The 256-nt window shown below is 68.8% G+C and carries 1 protein-coding gene; it reads right to left on the bottom strand.

Annotated features, from left to right (window positions below; genetic code table 11):
- Positions 1–256 (bottom strand): AMP-binding protein (locus WCE05_RS26530; protein WP_368816908.1); only part of this gene is annotated, 256 nt, incomplete at both ends.

Genomic DNA, 256 nt, shown 5'->3' on the forward strand with positions numbered 1-256 from the left:
AGTTGCAGGTGGCTCTGGGTCAGCAGCAGTTGCACGCCGCTGTCCTCGATCATGTAGCGCAGGCGGTCTTCGGGGTATTCCGGGTCCAGCGGCACGTAGGCGCCACCGGCCTTGAGGATGGCCAGCAGGCCGACCACCATCTCCACCGAACGCTCCACCGCGATGCCCACCAGCACATCCGCGCCGACACCCAGGGCGATCAGGCGATGGGCCAGGCGGTTGGCGCGGGCGTTGAGCTGGGCGTAGCTCAGGCGCG

The organism is Pseudomonas sp. I2 (assembly GCF_040984075.1).
GTDB classification, from domain to species: domain Bacteria; phylum Pseudomonadota; class Gammaproteobacteria; order Pseudomonadales; family Pseudomonadaceae; genus Aquipseudomonas; species Aquipseudomonas guariconensis_B.